Source organism: Peptoniphilus sp., from assembly GCF_022767005.1.
GTDB lineage: Bacteria > Bacillota > Clostridia > Tissierellales > Peptoniphilaceae > Peptoniphilus_A.
The window spans coordinates 1-15,652 of record NZ_JALEOV010000019.1 but is presented as its reverse complement, the minus strand read 5'-3'; the positions used below and the strand labels follow the sequence as shown (position 1 = coordinate 15,652).

17 protein-coding genes are annotated in these 15,652 nt (G+C 31.5%); 13 read left to right on the top strand and 4 right to left on the bottom strand.

Translation table 11 applies throughout. The annotated features are described in order from the left end of the window. The first annotated feature begins 16 nt into the window (after nt 1–16). The 5 genes from MR285_RS01635 (at nt 17) to MR285_RS01615 (ending at nt 1,819) form a co-directional block, all read left to right on the top strand. Nucleotides 17–601: a sigma-70 family RNA polymerase sigma factor gene (locus MR285_RS01635; protein WP_293557402.1), complete on the top strand. Its 585-nt coding sequence runs from the start codon at nt 17–19 to the stop codon at nt 599–601. Between the two features lie 46 nt (nt 602–647). Beyond that, nucleotides 648–1,124 (top strand): N-acetylmuramoyl-L-alanine amidase, encoded by a 477-nt coding sequence (locus MR285_RS01630; RefSeq protein WP_293557400.1) that lies wholly within the window; start codon nt 648–650, stop codon nt 1,122–1,124. Nucleotides 1,125–1,195: 71 nt separating this feature from the next. After that, a complete protein-coding gene (locus MR285_RS01625; protein WP_293557398.1) occupies nt 1,196–1,420 on the top strand; it encodes a hypothetical protein in 225 nt (74 codons plus the stop codon). A gap of 34 nt (nt 1,421–1,454) precedes the next feature. Further along, on the top strand, nt 1,455–1,670 hold the full coding sequence (locus MR285_RS01620) for a DUF2922 family protein (RefSeq protein ID WP_293557396.1): 216 nt from the start codon (nt 1,455–1,457) through the stop codon (nt 1,668–1,670). Between the two features lie 2 nt (nt 1,671–1,672). Further along, nucleotides 1,673–1,819 (top strand): YvrJ family protein, encoded by a 147-nt coding sequence (locus MR285_RS01615; RefSeq protein WP_293557394.1) that lies wholly within the window; start codon nt 1,673–1,675, stop codon nt 1,817–1,819. Nucleotides 1,820–1,912: 93 nt separating this feature from the next. Here MR285_RS01615 and MR285_RS01610 read toward each other — a convergent pair whose 3' ends face one another. Then, nucleotides 1,913–2,815: a DUF2207 domain-containing protein gene (locus MR285_RS01610; RefSeq protein WP_293557393.1), complete on the bottom strand. Its 903-nt coding sequence runs from the start codon at nt 2,813–2,815 to the stop codon at nt 1,913–1,915. 68 nt (nt 2,816–2,883) lie between these two features. On the opposite strand from MR285_RS01610, the gene trxB reads away from it, so the two are divergent. The 4 genes from trxB (at nt 2,884) to hydF (ending at nt 7,685) form a co-directional block, all read left to right on the top strand. Then, nucleotides 2,884–3,837 carry a thioredoxin-disulfide reductase gene (gene trxB, locus MR285_RS01605; protein WP_293557391.1) on the top strand — a complete coding sequence of 318 codons (954 nt, stop codon included), beginning with the start codon at nt 2,884–2,886 and terminating at the stop codon, nt 3,835–3,837. 193 nt (nt 3,838–4,030) lie between these two features. Next, nucleotides 4,031–5,071, top strand: coding sequence for a [FeFe] hydrogenase H-cluster radical SAM maturase HydE (hydE, locus tag MR285_RS01600; RefSeq protein WP_293557389.1), 1,041 nt, complete (start codon nt 4,031–4,033; stop codon nt 5,069–5,071). Between the two features lie 17 nt (nt 5,072–5,088). Continuing rightward, the gene (hydG, locus tag MR285_RS01595) at nt 5,089–6,510 is read left to right on the top strand and encodes a [FeFe] hydrogenase H-cluster radical SAM maturase HydG (protein WP_293557387.1); all 1,422 of its coding nucleotides are present in this window, start codon (nt 5,089–5,091) and stop codon (nt 6,508–6,510) included. Continuing rightward, nucleotides 6,510–7,685 carry a [FeFe] hydrogenase H-cluster maturation GTPase HydF gene (gene hydF, locus MR285_RS01590; RefSeq protein WP_293557385.1) on the top strand — a complete coding sequence of 392 codons (1,176 nt, stop codon included), beginning with the start codon at nt 6,510–6,512 and terminating at the stop codon, nt 7,683–7,685. Before hydG ends, hydF begins: the two co-directional genes overlap by 1 nt. Before the next feature lie 43 nt (nt 7,686–7,728). On the opposite strand, the gene MR285_RS01585 is transcribed toward hydF, so the two are convergent. Together MR285_RS01585 and MR285_RS01580 are read right to left on the bottom strand one after the other, a co-directional pair. After that, nucleotides 7,729–8,814: a Xaa-Pro peptidase family protein gene (locus tag MR285_RS01585; protein ID WP_293557383.1), complete on the bottom strand. Its 1,086-nt coding sequence runs from the start codon at nt 8,812–8,814 to the stop codon at nt 7,729–7,731. A 113-nt stretch (nt 8,815–8,927) separates the two neighbouring features. After that, nucleotides 8,928–9,620 (bottom strand): endolytic transglycosylase MltG, encoded by a 693-nt coding sequence (locus tag MR285_RS01580; RefSeq protein ID WP_293557381.1) that lies wholly within the window; start codon nt 9,618–9,620, stop codon nt 8,928–8,930. Between the two features lie 72 nt (nt 9,621–9,692). On the opposite strand from MR285_RS01580, the gene MR285_RS01575 reads away from it, so the two are divergent. Genes MR285_RS01575 through MR285_RS01560 form a run of 4 tightly spaced genes read left to right on the top strand, consistent with a single transcriptional unit; the run spans nt 9,693 to nt 14,486 of the window. Continuing rightward, nucleotides 9,693–10,679, top strand: a complete 987-nt coding sequence (locus MR285_RS01575; protein WP_293557379.1) for an RluA family pseudouridine synthase — start codon at nt 9,693–9,695, stop codon at nt 10,677–10,679. After that, nucleotides 10,660–13,254 carry a PD-(D/E)XK nuclease family protein gene (locus tag MR285_RS01570; RefSeq protein ID WP_293557377.1) on the top strand — a complete coding sequence of 865 codons (2,595 nt, stop codon included), beginning with the start codon at nt 10,660–10,662 and terminating at the stop codon, nt 13,252–13,254. The genes MR285_RS01575 and MR285_RS01570 overlap by 20 nt, the downstream gene beginning before the upstream one ends. Then, nucleotides 13,255–13,800, top strand: coding sequence for a 5-formyltetrahydrofolate cyclo-ligase (locus MR285_RS01565; RefSeq protein ID WP_293557375.1), 546 nt, complete (start codon nt 13,255–13,257; stop codon nt 13,798–13,800). Then, nucleotides 13,797–14,486 carry a CPBP family intramembrane glutamic endopeptidase gene (locus MR285_RS01560; protein ID WP_293557373.1) on the top strand — a complete coding sequence of 230 codons (690 nt, stop codon included), beginning with the start codon at nt 13,797–13,799 and terminating at the stop codon, nt 14,484–14,486. The genes MR285_RS01565 and MR285_RS01560 overlap by 4 nt, the downstream gene beginning before the upstream one ends. A gap of 74 nt (nt 14,487–14,560) precedes the next feature. On the opposite strand, the gene MR285_RS01555 is transcribed toward MR285_RS01560, so the two are convergent. After that, nucleotides 14,561–15,445, bottom strand: coding sequence for a YitT family protein (locus MR285_RS01555; protein ID WP_293557371.1), 885 nt, complete (start codon nt 15,443–15,445; stop codon nt 14,561–14,563). Nucleotides 15,446–15,652: the final 207 nt, after the last annotated feature.

Genomic DNA, 15,652 nt, shown 5'->3' with positions numbered 1-15,652 from the left:
CAAATAGGAGGGAGCTATGATGAATGATTATAAAGATTTTAACAGAGTTTTGAGGTCTGCCCTTGTAGGCGAAGAGAGGTCAAAGGTAAAGGTATTAGATATGCTAGAGCCTTTAATTAGATCTTCTATCAAAAGTTATTGCCCGGTGTTTAGTGAGTTTGAGGATCTTTATTCTGATGGGAGGGCAGTTGTGCTTTCCTGTATTGAAGATTTTGACAACAAGAGATCTTTTTTAAAGTATGTAAAATCATCTCTTAAATATTATTATCTTAACACTTATAAATATCTTTTGAATGTGAATAGCGATGTTCACGAGGTGGCTACTGATGATGAGGAAGATAGTTTAAATATTTTCAATTCTATTGATGCTGGTGTGGACATTGAGGGCGACTTTTTGGAGCGTGAGAGGCTTGGCATTTTGAAAAAGGCTATAGATTCTCTAACTCCAAGGCAGGAGACTGTGATTAGGCTTTTTTTCTATGAGAGGCTTGGTCTTTCTGATATTGCTAATTTTCTTGGAATTTCTAAGTGGACTGTGGTCAATCTCAAGAGGAATGCTATTGAAAATATGCGTGATTATATCTCTTGCTATTACAAGTAAGGAAGAAATTTTAGTTTTTCAATTACAATATTATTAGGAGGTGTTTATGTTAATCGAGAAGCAACTTATTAAGTTTAATTTTTCTAAGAGAAAAGGCATGGTAAAGCCTATCTATATTGTGGTACACGATACTGGAAATACCAATGCTGGTGCTGATGCAATGGCTCATTATAGATATTTTAATGGTGGCAATAGAAATGCTTCTGCTCATTATTTTGTGGACGACAAAAGGATTGTGGAAACTGTGGAGACTACTAATGTTTCGTGGCACTGTGGCGACGGGCATGGCAAGTATGGCATTACTAATACTAATTCCATTGGTGTGGAAATTTGCGTGAATAGTGATGGCAATTATGAAAAGGCTCTTGAAAATGCGCGTATTGTCATTAGGTTTCTCATGAATTTTTATGGTATTCCCATGAATCATGTTGTACGACATTTTGATGCTTCCCACAAGATTTGTCCTCGTTCTATGAGTGACAATAATTGGAAAAAGTGGTGGGAGTTTAAAGAAAGTTTATAGTTTAAAATTTTTTATTTTGTCATAGCAACTTTTGACTATTTTTTCTATATATATAGTAGGAGGTGAAAATAATGGCAGTTGAAGTTAGTGAAAAGAAAGCAATGTTAAAGACTGTTACTACTAGCACTAATGCTGATGGCAGCATGAAGAAGAGAAGTACCACTGTTAGAAATATTAATGCTGAAGCTACTAATGAAGTTCTTTATAACTTGTCTAAGGGTATTGGCAATTTAGTTGATGGTGTATTTGCTTCTGCTTCTAAGGTTACTGAAGAAGTTTTTAACGAGCAAGCGTAATGTTATTTTGATTTATTAAGAAAGGAGAATATTAATGAAAAGTACAAAGACACTTAGAATTGACTTTGTTGATGAGGGTGGCAATCCTTACAATCTTGCTATTTTAAATCCTAAGGAAGAGGTTACAAAAGAGGATGCGAAGAATGTTGGAGATATTATAACTAATAATAATCTCATCAATGGCAAGCAAGGTTTTGTGAAAACTTTCAATGGTGCTACTATAATTACTAGATCTGAAAAGGAACTTTAATTATGGAAGATCTATTGACTAGTATTTCAAATATTGGGTTTCCCATTGCTATTTCTTGTTATCTCTTGGTGAGGTTGGAGAAAAAGATGGAGGAACTAAAGGAAGTTATTGTGAAGTTAAGTAATGCTATTGAGATGTTTAGCAAGTAGGTCTTGCTTATTAATTTAATTGAATTTTTGATTAAATTTTTACATAGGCGAAAGCCTTATTTTTTTGTGCAAAATTAAGGCTTTCTATTTTATTTAGTTTCTGACTAATAGATGGTCGCCAACTAGTGCTGTCTTAAAGGTTTTGTAAAAGTTAGGGTCAAAAAATATTGGGCAATAGTTTTTGGTATTAGTTTTTTCTATAAAGTTTTCATAAATTGTTTTTACATTTTCTTTTTTTAGTCCAAAGCATATGGCGAGGAGAAATTCTTCTTCTGTATCTCCATTGGAATTTAGAAGTTTCTTTTCTACTTTTTCTAATTCTCTAAATTTTTTATTACCCAGTTCAGTCATTTTGGAGAAGCTTATTATTAATGTTGCGTAAAAAAACAGGGATAGAATTATGCTTGCTATTCCAAAAAAGTTTTTGTTATACACTGTGATTATGCCAAAGAAAAATAATAGGGAGAAGATTTCAAAGGAAAGGAGAATTTTAAAGGTTTTCTTTTCTCTTGTAAGAAGTTTTTTTGCCACCATTTCATCTTCTAAAAAGCCCAAGAAGTCGTTAAATTTTTTGTTGTAATTGTCGGGTTCTTTTCTTCTAAGTTTGTCCAGAGTTCTCGTTGAGACTTCGCCCTCGCCAAAGGATAAAAGTATGTCAAAAAGTTTTTTTTCTGCGGAATCTAGGGCAGGGAAGTTTACATTTTTTAGTTTAAATTCTACTTTTTCTTCTCCTTTTTTATTTTTATAAAAATTTTTTTCGATTTCTAAGTTGCCATTTCCGCAAGCTTTTACTATCATTGCGATAATTGTGTTGTAAATAAAATTAGGTCCTTTGTATAGGTAGCCCTTCTCGTAAAACTCAAGGTCGATGTTTTTATTTTTTGGCACTTCATTTTTTCTTTTCATGAGGAGATAGCTCATAATAAAAGACAAAAGTATTAGTAAAATATTTATTGTCAAAAAGTATGTATTTGATAAATTTATTTTAAAATCCATGTGATCACCTATTTCTATTATATACAAAAAAATTATTTTGGGTATAATAAATCTAACGGAGGGATATAATGTACGATATTATTATAATTGGCGGAGGCCCAGCAGGTTTATCTGCAGGTCTTTATGCAGCAAGAAGTAAAAAGAAAACTTTAATTATAGAAAAGGGAATCGAAGGCGGTCAAATAGCTGAAACTACTAATGTGGAAAATTATCCGGGCATCGATTCTATTACTGGTGTTGAACTTGGAAAGAGAATGGCTGACCAAGCTAAAAAGTTTGGTGCAAAAATTGTCATGGACGAGGTTGTAGACATTGAACTAGAAGGCGAAGTTAAAAAGATTAAGGGTTACATCGATACTTATGAGGCAAAGGCAATTATTATTGCTACAGGTGCTTCTCCACGAGAAATTAATGCGCCTGGTGAAAAAGAATACAAGGGACGTGGTGTAAGCTATTGTTCTACTTGTGATGCTGCTTTTTATGAAGATGAAACTGTCTATGTAGTTGGTGGAGGGGACTCCGCTATTCAAGAGGCACTTTTTATTACTAATTTTGCAAAAAAAGTTTACATCATTCACAGAAGGGATGAGCTTAGAGCTACAAAGGCTCTTCAAGAAAAGGCTTTTAACAATGAAAAAATTGATTTTATTTGGAATTCAACTGTTAAGGAAATAAGGGGCGACAAAATTGTCACTGAAATGATTTTAAAGGATACTAAAACTGGCGAAGAAAGGTCAATTAAATCTGACGAACCCTTTGGAATTTTTGTATTCATAGGATATATTCCTAAAACTGAAATGTTTAAGGGAAAGGTTGAAATAACTGAGGATGGCTACATCAAGACTGACGATGAGATGAGGACAAATGTTAGAGGAGTTTTTGCAGCAGGCGACATTAGAAAGAAAAGTGTCCGCCAAGTTATAAATGCTGCGGGCGACGGTGCAGTTGCAGCTATGAATGCACAAAAATACATTGACGAAGAAGAAGGAAACTTATACGAAGGTTTTAAAGAAAGTGAATAAGATTAAAAAAACATTGGTTGAACTCAATCAATGTTTTTTTAATGCCATGCTTTGCAATTTTTATTTTTTTATTTCAAAATTTTTTTTATAATGCATCAAAAAAATGTAATTTAATAAATTTGTGATATTTACTTGATATTAATTTTATAAGTATTATAATAGATTGTGAACTTTTTAACCAAGATTGGATATTATGGAAAAAATACAAAAAATTTGCGAAAACTTTTATAAAACTAAAAATATTTCCTTTGATGATTTTTCTTTTTTGATGAATTTAAGGGATGAAGATGCAGAAGAACTTTACGCCTTTGCAAGAAATTTGGCAGTGAAAAACTTTGGCAGAGAAATCTACATAAGAGGTTTAATAGAGATAAGCACTTATTGCAAAAATAATTGCTTTTATTGTGGACTTAGAAATGCAAATAAAAATGCTGAGAGGGTTAGATTGTCCAAAGAAGAAATTTTAAATTTGGCACATCATTCTGTTTCTCTCGGCATTAAGACCATTGTCATGCAGGGTGGCGAGGATGATTTTTATACTCTCAGCTATCTAAAGGAAATCATTGGAGAAGTCAAGGAAAGGTTTGGAGATGTTGCAATTACGCTGTCCCTTGGAGAGAGAGATTTTTGCGATTTTGAGGAACTCAAGGGCATGGGTGCTGATAGGTATCTTCTTCGTCACGAAACTTTTTCTAAAAGTCATTATGAAAAACTGCATCCAAAGTCCATGAGTTTTGAAAATAGGATTAACTCTATTTTTAAATTAAAGGAACTTGGATTTCAAACTGGTTGTGGAATGATGATTGGTTCGCCCTTTCAAATTTTAGAAAATTTATATGAGGACTTAAATTTTATTTTAAAGTTAAAACCTCAAATGGTTGGTCTGGGGCCTTTCATACCACAGCAGGACACTCCCTTTAGAAATTATGAGAGGGGAAAACTTTCTGATGTCTTGAAAATTCTTGCTATTGTTAGAATTTTAGATGAAAAATTACTTTTGCCAGCGACTACTGCTCTTGGCAGTATTGATGATTTTGGCAGAGAAAAGGGAATACTAGCAGGGGCAAATGTCTTGATGCCCAATGTGGGTGCGGAGAAGCTTAGAAAAAATTACAAACTTTATGACAATAAAATTGGGACACAAGTTGAAAATTCTGATGATTTTAAAGGTTTAGAGGACAAATTAAAGAAGATTGGTTATAAAATCTCTTCCTCAAGAGGAGATTATAGGTAGAAAGAAAGAAGGAAAAAATGTATAAGGTAGATTCAAAAGTTGCAGAAGAATTTATTAATCACGATGAGATTATGGACACTATTGCTTTTGCTGAAGAAAACAAAAACAATAGAAAGGTTCTTGAAAAAATTCTTAATAAAGCAAAAAAAGAAAAGGGGCTAAGTCATAGAGAGGCGGCTGTCCTTCTTCTAAATGAAGATGATGCTATACAAGATGAAATTTATAAATTGGCGAAGAAAATAAAGGAAGACCATTATGGCAATAGAATTGTACTTTTTGCGCCACTTTATCTTTCGAATTATTGCATAAATGGTTGCACATATTGTCCTTACCACTCAAAAAATAAAAACATTAGAAGAAAAAAATTAACTCAAGAAGAAATCAAAAATGAAGTAATTGCTCTTCAAGACATGGGACACAAAAGACTTGCCATTGAACTTGGCGAAGACCCTGTGAATAATACTATGGAATATATTTTGGAATCTATAAAAACTATTTATTCTATTAAGCATAAAAATGGGCAAATTAGGAGAGTTAATATTAATATTGCAGCGACGACTGTGGAAAATTATAAGAAGTTGAAGGATGCAGAAATTGGAACTTATATTTTGTTCCAAGAAACTTACAACAAAAAATCTTATGAAGAACTGCACCCAACTGGCCCTAAACACAATTATGATTATCACACAGAGGCAATGGATAGAGCCATGGAAGCTGGCATAGATGATGTTGGAATGGGAGTTTTATTTGGTCTTGAAACTTATAAATATGAACTCGTTGGTCTTTTAATGCACGCTGAACATTTGGAAGCGACTTTTGGAGTTGGACCTCATACAATTTCTGTGCCGAGGATACAACCTGCTGACGACATCGACCCTCACGAGTTTAAAAATGAACTTTCTGATGATATTTTTGAAAAAATAGTTGCACTTATAAGGGTTTCTGTTCCCTATACTGGAATGATTATTTCTACTAGAGAGTCAAAAAGGGTAAGGGAGCGTGTTCTTGAACTTGGAGTAAGTCAAATTTCTGGCGGCTCAAAGACTTCTGTTGGTGGTTATGTTGAAGAAGAAAGGGAAGAGGATAATTCACAACAATTTGATGTTTCCGATAACAGAACTTTGGAAGAGGTTATAGACTGGTTGATTGAACTTGGTTACATTCCAAGTTTTTGTACAGCTTGTTACAGAGCGGGAAGGACTGGCGACAGATTTATGAAACTTTGCAAGTCTGGTCAAATTTTAAATTGTTGTCAACCTAATGCTCTCATGACTTTAAAGGAATATATGCTAGATTATGGTAATGAAAAGACTAAAAGGCTTAGCGAAAAGTTAATTGAAGATGAACTTCAAAAAATCCCTAATGAAGTTGTGAAGAAAAAGGCGACTGAATACATTAATGAAATGGAAACTGTGGGAAAGAGAGATTTTAGATTTTAATGGAGCTTAATAAAACTAATTCTGGAAATAGAATTCACATTGGTTTTTTTGGGAAAGTAAATGCGGGGAAGAGTTCCATAATAAATGCCTTTGCAAATAGGGACATCTCCATTGTGTCAAATAAAGAGGGAACTACAACTGATCCAGTGTACAAATCCATGGAAATAAAATCTTTGGGACCTTGTCTTTTAATGGACACGGCAGGCATCACTGATACTACTGAACTTGGAGAAAAAAGGCTAAAGAGGACTGAAGAGGTAATTTTAAAGACTGATATAGCAGTTGTGGTAGTGGCTGATACTGATAATTCAAAGGAAAAAGAGCTAATAAAAAAATTTAAGGACACGCCAGTTATTATATTAATAAATAAAATTGACAATTTGCGTGAAGATGAAATAAAAAAAATTAGAGAAAATTTTAGAGATTTTCCAGTGGTGGAAGTTTCTGCAACTGAGAAAATTGGCTTTGATATATTTTTAGAAGAACTTTTAAAATTCAAACCAAAAAAAGAAGAAAAACTTTTTGATGGAATGGTAAGGGAAAAAGATTTAGTCCTACTTGTAATTCCACAGGATATTGCAGCGCCAAAAAATAGATTGATTTTGCCGCAAGTGCAATCAATTCGTGAACTTTTGGACAGGAATGCAATTGTAATGATGGTAAAGCTTGAGGAACTTTCCGATGTACTTTTAATTTTAAATAAAAAGCCAGACTTAATCATTGCAGATTCTTCGGTTTTCTTGGAAGTTTATGAAAAGAAACCGGAAGATGTAAAACTCACTTCATTTTCAGTTTTATTTGCAAAGTTGAAGGGCGACATCGAGGAGTATTTAAGGGGAGTAGAGGCTCTTAAATCTTTAGATGAAAATTCAAAGATTTTAATCGCCGAATGTTGCACTCATGCTCCAGCAGAAGAAGACATTGGAAGGATAAAAATACCAAATATGATTCGCAAAAAGGTTGGAGAAAATTTAAAAGTTGATGTAAGTAGTGGATCGGCTTTTCCTGAAAATATTTCAGATTATGATTTGATTATTCAGTGTGGCGGCTGTATGTTAAATGCAAAAAATATAAGAAATAGGATAAAAAGTGCAAAAGAAAAAAGTATCCCCATTACAAATTATGGCATTGCCATTGCATATTTTAAGGGGATACTCGATAAAATAGATTATTGATTTAGCTGTGGAGACACAGCTTTTTTTAGTTTTAATTATAAAATTATTCTACTGGGACAACTTTTAAATCCTTTGAAAAGTGGTTTAAAACTTCACAGCCATCTTCTGTTATTAGCACTAGGTCTTCGATGCGCACGCCAATGCCTTCATCTAGCAAATATATTCCCGGTTCAACGGAAAAAATTTGTCCAACTTCTATTATGCTGTCGTTTACAGATGAAACGTCGCCAGCTTCGTGAGTTTCAAGTCCAATGGAGTGTCCAGTTCTGTGAGTGAAATATTTTCCGTAACCTTTTTCTTCGGTGTAACTTCTTGCGGCTTTGTCCACGTCAGACATTTTGTTGCCAGGTTTTGCTGCTGCAATGCCACGAAGATTGGCTTCTTTTACGATTTCATAAATTTCTCTGGCTCTGTCGCTTACCTCGCCTATAAAAACTGTGCGTGTCATGTCAGAGGCGTAATTTTTATACATTCCGCCAATATCTAAAACTACACAGTCGCCAAGTTTGCCACAAGTGTCATCTGTGGAGTGGTGAGGATCTGCAGCAGATCTTCCGTAAGCTGTGATTGGCTCAAAGGAAACTTCTTCGATGCCATGTGATTTATATATTTCCTTTAGTTTTGCACTAAGTTGTCTTTCATTAAGTCCCTTTACAACCCAAGGGATAATTTCTTCCATAACTTTGTCGTTTATTATAGAAGATTCACGCATCAATTTTATTTCTTCTTCATCTTTAATGCGTCTTACTGCGTCTACAATGTCGGAACCATTGATGTATTTTTTGTCAGGAAAAATTTCTTGAAGGCGAAGCAAGAATTTAGCAGACCAAAACTTGTCTATGCCAATTATTTCGTCATCCTTAATGTATTTTGAAAGCTTTTCGATGCCGTCTTCAATGTCGTTATACCAAATTAGATGCGCTCCCATATCATCATCTTGTGGAAATAATTCATTTATTAAAAGTTCAATATCTCCGTCTTTATGAATGTAAAGTGCAAGGGCTCTTTCTCCTGGTTCAATTTTTTTGCCTAAAAAATAAAAAATTGCATAGGGGTCGCTTATTATCATGTGAGCCAAATTATTTTCTTTCATCTTTTTTATTAGTCTATTAATTCTATTTTTGTGCATAATATCCTCCATTCTTTTTTTAAAATATATCACAAATTATCTATAATATCTATTGCTAAAATAAATAAGCAATATTAACAGATAAAATAAATTAATCTGCAGTTTCCCACAGATTAATTTTTAGCAAGTGATTTAATTATATTTGCTACTTTTGATGGCATTAAAATTTCGTGTGTTCCAGGTGCAAAGGCAGTTACGCCAAGGTTGTTGCAGGAATCTACAAAGGCTTGTTGTGAAACTATTACTCCATTATCCATAAGTGTTTTTGCAACATCGGCTGGAGTTGCACCTTCATTAATATTTATGTTGTAGGTCTTTAAATTTGTGTTAGAAATTTTGGCAAGAATTTCCCTTACCTTTAATCCCTTGTTTAAATCGTAAGTGCCGGGAACAATTTTATTTCCTATTTGCATATCGTCAACTAATGCCTTATAAGCATTCAAATCTTTTATTAAACCCTTTGACATTAAAATTTCGCCAAGTCCATCGACATTTGTGCCTTCAGGAATTGTAATTTTTGCTTTAGTATTGTCGGTCTCTTCATTTTCCTCTTTGCCTTCGTCTAAAGCTACAATTGGCTTTACAGATTTTTCATCTTTAAGTCCAGTTGCAACTAAAATTTCATTTGCCGTCTTTGTAAATTCGTCTACAATGCTTAATTGTACCTTGCGGTTTGAAATTGAATTTAGATAAAGGGAGTCAATTCTCCACTTGATTACGAAAACCAAGGCTAAGAAAAATAAAATTGACAATAAAACTTGTAAAAATTTAATAAAAAAGAGTTTGCCTCTGTTAAAATTATTCAAAATAAACCTCTTTTCATCTTGTTTTGATATAATTATAACAGTAAAGTTAAAAAATGAAAAGTTGGAGAAATTATGCGAGAAATTATTGTGAATAAAAATGACGGTGGAAGAAGACTAGATAGATTTCTTAAAATTTATTTTGAGAAGGCGCCACTTTCCTTTATATATAAAAATTTGAGAAAGAAAAATATAGTGTTAAACGGCAAAAAGGCAAAACCAGAGGATATTATCGACGAAGGGGACAGCATAAAATTATTTTTGTCAGAAGATACTATTAATAAATTTAAAAAAGACATAAAAAAATCTAAGAACTCAAAGCTTCCAAATATTTTATACGAAGATGAGGATATAATATTGGTAAAAAAGCCGGTAAATATGCTAACTCATAACGACAGCAGCACTTATCAAGACAATGCTCTAGACAGGATGGTAGATTATTTAATTGAAAAGGGCGAATACAGTCCAAGGCTTGAAAAATCCTTTAGGCCTGCCTTTGTAAATAGACTTGACAGAAATACTTCTGGAATTTTAATTGGAGCTAAAAATTTAAAAACTTTACAAGTTTTAAATGAAGCTATAAAAAATCACGAGATAAAAAAATATTATATTACCATTGTTTCTGGAAATGTGAGAAATGATTTTGATGTGGACATAAATTTAGTTAAGACAAAAAATAATGTGATGAAAAAATCTAGGGACCAAGGCAAGAGGTCAATTACAAAATTTCACGTGTTAAAAAATAAGGGCGGATATTCTCTTCTTTCTGTTAATTTAATTACGGGAAGGACGCATCAGATTAGGGCTTCTTTGAAGGAAAAAAATTTATTTATCATTGGCGACAGAAAGTATGGAGATGATAAAACAAATAAACTTTTTATGGACAAGGGATTGGATAGTCAATTTTTACACAATTATGCTCTTGTCTTTGAGAGCGATAAGCTAAAAAATTTATTGGGCAAGAAATTTACTTATCTTCCGGGAGAAAAAATGACGCGTATTGCAGAGGAAATTTTTGAAGTGAATTTGGGTGAAATTTTAAATGAAAAAAATAATTTTTAGAAATCCAAGGGAAAAATTTGATTTTGCAAATTTAAAGGGCGAGAGGACATTGATAATCTTGCCCTCTCAATCTGCGATAAATTTTTACATAAGGGATATGCTAAAAAATAAAGTAGATATAACAAAGACCGAGTTTGAAACCTTTGACGGCATTGGAAAGAAAAAACGCAGGCGCAAACCCGATTCTATTTTAAAATACATAATTCTTTCTAAAATTTTGAAGAATAATTTTGGCGATATAGAAGTTTTCCCCGAAACTGTGGACATCATCTTGGATTTTTTCGATGACATAGTAGAAAATAATTTATGTGGCGAAGATATTTTAAAGATAAAGGGTGAAATTTTTAAAAATCTCGGGGAAGTTTTTCAAATTTACAAAGATTATTTTGAAAAAAGAGGATATGACCTTTATGGCAGGCTAAAGGAGCAGTCAATGGAAGAAACTCCCTTTGATACTTTTATAATCTCGGGATTTTTGGAATTTAGACAAAGTGAAGAAGAAATTATAAAAAAAATATCTAAAATTCCCAATAAAAATATTTATATTGACCTTCCCTTTAACTTTTTTAATTCAGAATTAGTTTCCTCTACTATAAAAAGTTTAGAGGCTCTTGGCTTTATTTTAGAAAAAGGGACATTTTTAAACTATAAAGAGCATTTAAAGGGCAAAAAAATAAATGTGATTTCGTCAAAGAGAGATTTTTACAATTTATTTTTCTCTAAAATAAAAATGACCCTTAAAAATAAAAAAATCGAGGACATTGACATTTTAACTGGCTCAAAAAGACTTGCCTATAAAATAAAATCACGTGAAAATTTTGAAAATTTAGAATTTAATGTGAAATGCAGTGAAAGATCTCTCTTAGAAAATGAATTTATGGTTTTATTGGAATATTTTAAAAATAAAAGCAAGGAAAACACATTAAAACGTGTTAGACTTTCATATTTTCCCATTGAATGTGATGCAATTGACCTTGAAAAGGGCTTTTTGTCCTATGATTTTAATAATTTATACGACATAGATTTTTCAAAGACAAAGAGCATTACAGTAAATTCTGACTCAATAGATAATTTTTTAAGTGGAGTTGAAATTTTACAAGGAGAAGTCATAAAAGAGATTGCAAATATAGATTATTACTTAAACTTTTTTGGCGAATACTTAAATTCTGCAAAAGTTAAAATTAAGGATGAGGTAAAAATAAATCCCGACACTTTGGCAATTAGAGATTTAAGATTTCTTGACAAAATGGAAGAAAACTTCTCAAAAATGAAGAAACTTTCTTCGCTTTATAGTGAGATTTCACTCTTTGATTTTGTATTGATTGTAAAAAAGTATATTGAAAAATCAAGGACAGATGCAATTCAAAACTTAGAGGGAATTGAAATTTCAAATTATTCATCAAATTATTATAGAGAATTTAAAAATTTATTTTTAATTGGGTTTGACCAAAATTTTGAGAGAAATGTAAAAAATAATTTTCTTTATAATAGAGAATCTGAAGAGGACATGAAGGAAATTGGACTAATCAAAGATAATTTTAGGAGAGATTACATCTATCTAATCTACGATTTAATTATGTCGGAGGAAGTTTTTATTTTAATAGATGATTATGAAAGGGGACTTTCAAAACTTTTGAACAAATTAATTTTTGATTTAGGCTTAAAAATCAAAGAGCATGAGAAAATTTATTCTACTTCAGAGCTTGATTTTGACAATTCTCGTGAGGAGTTAAATTATAATGTTTCAAGGGAAGAACTTGTTGGAATCAACAAAAAAATAAGGGAGAGGAATTATTATGTTACAGATTTTGACACCTTGAAGGAATGTCCAAGAAGATTTCTCTTTGAGAAAGTTTACAAAATTGAAAAACTTGAAAAAGATTATGATGAAAAATATTATCAGAGGACTGGCGATAAATATCACCATATTTTAGAAAAATATTTCAAGAGGGAAAGGGATTTAAACATTGAAACTCTAAAGGAATTGATTTTAGAAGAAGAAAATTTGGGGGAATTTAATAATCTTTCTTTTTTAGAAAAAATTTCTGTTATAAATTCTTTCAACACTTTAAGGGAATATATTAAAAATGATTTAGAGGAGCAAAAAAAATATGGCTTTACGCCAAAATATTTTGAAGAAAAAATAGATACAGATATTTCTGGAATAAAAATAAAGGGAAGAATTGATAGGATTGATGCCTTGGGCGATAGTGAAATTTTAATTGACTACAAGAGGTCAAATATTAGGACTAAAAAGGAAATAGAAGATTTAAAATCTTTTCAAATGCCAATTTATGCTATTTCTAGAATAAAAGTGGGTAAAAAAATAGCAAGTGCAATTTATGGTTCTGTAAAAAAGGCTGAACTTACAACTGTAATAAAAAATTCTGACATTTTGCCGAGAGATGATAGAAAGAGAAATTACTTTACAGAAGATGAACTATGTGAACTTCTAAAAAAAGTTGAAGCTGAAATAATTGCAATGACAAATAGCATTACCTCTGGCGATTATAATTCCAGTAGCGATTGCAAAAATTGCGATTACAAAGAAATTTGTGAAAACAAGGAGATTTAAATGGATAAAAGGGAACTTAGAAAAAGATATTCAAAACTAAGAGAAGAAATTAAAAATAGAGATGAAAAGGATAAAAAAATTAGAGAAAGACTTAAAAATTTAGAAATTTACAAAGATGCAAAGTCTGTATTTATTTTTATATCTTATAAAAGTGAAGTTGACACAAAGGAAATTATTGCTATGATTTTAAGGGATGGCAAAAAACTTTTGGTGCCACTTGTAAAAGGCAAGGAGATGATTGCAGTTGAAGTTAAGGGAATAGATGACCTAGAGCCAAACAAAATGGGAATTTTAGAACCGAAGGAAGGCAAAGAGGTAATAGATGTAGATTTAACTATTACGCCGGGACTTGCCTTTGACAAAGATGGTTATAGACTTGGTTATGGCGGAGGATTTTACGACAAATTTTTTGCAAAAGTTGAAACAATAAGAATGGGCATTGGTTATTCTGAACAAATTGTAGAAAAATTAGTGCATGAAGAATATGATATGCCGCTAAATTATCTTTTGACAGATGAGGGCTTTATAGGGTTTGGTGCTAAATGAAAAGAGAATATCCTAAAATAGAAGCAAAGACTTGGAAGTGGATACTTGCATTTATTATTTCCATAGGATCTTTTTATGGAGTGAGCCTTTTATTTGCTATCCTTGATATTAGAAATGAAATAATAATGGCTCTTGCAGTTAGTGTAATTTCTCTACTTTCCTTAGTAATTGTAGATAGATACTTTATAGTCAAAATATTTTTGCCATTAAAAAGAAGGGACTTGCTTTATATAATTATTGGGCTTGGTTTTTCTATTATTGCAGTTGTAGTTTCATCAATTGTAGTAACAAAATTGGGCATAAAGTCGGATGTTAATCCAATTTTTGAAGTATTAACTCCAGATAATTTTAAAAGTTTTTTTATATCGACGCTAATTCAATTTATTGCTGAAGAAATAATTTTTATAATTCCATTTTTATTTGTGATAAATAAAATGAAGTCTGAAAATAAAATTTTAAAGACAATTCTTGCTATAATTCTTTCATCAGTGATTTTTGGAGCAATGCACCTTTCAACATATAATTATAATATTCTACAAGCTGTTTTAATAATTTCAATTATAAGGACGGGGCTATCTATGTCCTATGTTCTTTCTAAAAATCTTACAGTAACTTATCTCATTCACATAATTTACGATTGGAGTTTAATTGGAATATATATAGCAGCGGGACAAATGATAAAGTAAAAAAACCACGATTTTGGATTTTCCATTGTCGTGGTTTTATGTTACAAAGTCCTTTAGCATTACAAAATTAAATTTTAAACTGAAAGTTCTTTAAAGCCGTTGCCTAAAATTTCTGATGTGTCAGAAACGGAAACAAAGGCTTCGGGGTCATATTCTTTAATAATTTGACGAACTTTCACAAGTTGTCTTGAAGAGCAAACTACATATAAGATGTAGACGTCCTTTCTCTTGTAGGAAGTTACGCCATTGATAAAAGTTGCTCCTCTGTGTATTTCTTTGTAAATTTCCCTTGCAATCTCTTCGTTTTTTTCAGAAATTATTAGGAGTTGTTTTTGCTTTCCAACGCCAAGTTGCATTTTATCTACAACATTGTAATTTATAAACATTAAAATTAAAGTGAAGAGAACTTTGTCAAAGGTAAAGAAATAGCCTAATGAACTAACTATTATGAAATTAATTCCCATGAGTACACTTCCAATAGTGATGTTAAATTTTTTCTTTAAAATTGCAGCTACAATGTCAAGACCGCCAGTTGATGTTCCATTTCTAAAGGCGATGCCCATGCCAGTTCCATTTAAAATGCCGCCAAACACACAAGCGAGTATGGGTTCTTTAGTTAAATAAAAATCTGGTGCTATTTTTTGGTAAAAGGATGCAAATAGGGATAGCAACAATATTGAAAGTGTAGAGAAAAATGTAAAATCTCTATCCAAGAAAAACATGCTCAGTATTGAAGTGGGTATATTTAACAAAAATATTAACATTGGAAGGCTAAGTCCCGTAACATTTGAAATCAATATACTTGTGCCAGTTAGACCTCCAGATATTAGTAAATTTGGCTTTATTATGTAAACTATGGAAAAGGCAAGAATTATATTGCATACTATCACTGATAGAAGTTTTCTGCCAAAAGTTTTTGAAAAAATCCATTCTTTAAGACTTATTCTTCTTGAGTTCATAAAAACACCTCATAAGGTATAATACACTATATTTAAGAGAAAATTAAGTTAAAAATAAAATTTTTATAGTTTTAAATTATAGTAAGTTTTTTGAAATTTATATTGTATACTTTTTTAGTATTTGTGAAAATGATTACAGAAAAAAATATCATAATATATTGAAGAAAATCAAGCAAAAAGATAGAAATAATTAAATAATTAAATAAA

Bases quoted from the DNA above. Each gene is read 5' to 3' on its own strand.
- MR285_RS01635 (WP_293557402.1), top strand. From the start codon at position 17: ATGATGAATGATTATAAAGATTTTAACAGAGTTTTGAGGTCTGCCCTT.
- MR285_RS01630 (WP_293557400.1), top strand. From the start codon at position 648: ATGTTAATCGAGAAGCAACTTATTAAGTTTAATTTTTCTAAGAGAAAA.
- MR285_RS01625 (WP_293557398.1), top strand. From the start codon at position 1,196: ATGGCAGTTGAAGTTAGTGAAAAGAAAGCAATGTTAAAGACTGTTACT.
- MR285_RS01620 (WP_293557396.1), top strand. From the start codon at position 1,455: ATGAAAAGTACAAAGACACTTAGAATTGACTTTGTTGATGAGGGTGGC.
- MR285_RS01615 (WP_293557394.1), top strand. From the start codon at position 1,673: ATGGAAGATCTATTGACTAGTATTTCAAATATTGGGTTTCCCATTGCT.
- MR285_RS01610 (WP_293557393.1), bottom strand. From the start codon at position 2,815: ATGGATTTTAAAATAAATTTATCAAATACATACTTTTTGACAATAAAT.
- trxB (WP_293557391.1), top strand. From the start codon at position 2,884: ATGTACGATATTATTATAATTGGCGGAGGCCCAGCAGGTTTATCTGCA.
- hydE (WP_293557389.1), top strand. From the start codon at position 4,031: ATGGAAAAAATACAAAAAATTTGCGAAAACTTTTATAAAACTAAAAAT.
- hydG (WP_293557387.1), top strand. From the start codon at position 5,089: ATGTATAAGGTAGATTCAAAAGTTGCAGAAGAATTTATTAATCACGAT.
- hydF (WP_293557385.1), top strand. From the start codon at position 6,510: ATGGAGCTTAATAAAACTAATTCTGGAAATAGAATTCACATTGGTTTT.
- MR285_RS01585 (WP_293557383.1), bottom strand. From the start codon at position 8,814: ATGCACAAAAATAGAATTAATAGACTAATAAAAAAGATGAAAGAAAAT.
- MR285_RS01575 (WP_293557379.1), top strand. From the start codon at position 9,693: ATGCGAGAAATTATTGTGAATAAAAATGACGGTGGAAGAAGACTAGAT.
- MR285_RS01570 (WP_293557377.1), top strand. From the start codon at position 10,660: ATGAAAAAAATAATTTTTAGAAATCCAAGGGAAAAATTTGATTTTGCA.
- MR285_RS01565 (WP_293557375.1), top strand. From the start codon at position 13,255: ATGGATAAAAGGGAACTTAGAAAAAGATATTCAAAACTAAGAGAAGAA.
- MR285_RS01560 (WP_293557373.1), top strand. From the start codon at position 13,797: ATGAAAAGAGAATATCCTAAAATAGAAGCAAAGACTTGGAAGTGGATA.
- MR285_RS01555 (WP_293557371.1), bottom strand. From the start codon at position 15,445: ATGAACTCAAGAAGAATAAGTCTTAAAGAATGGATTTTTTCAAAAACT.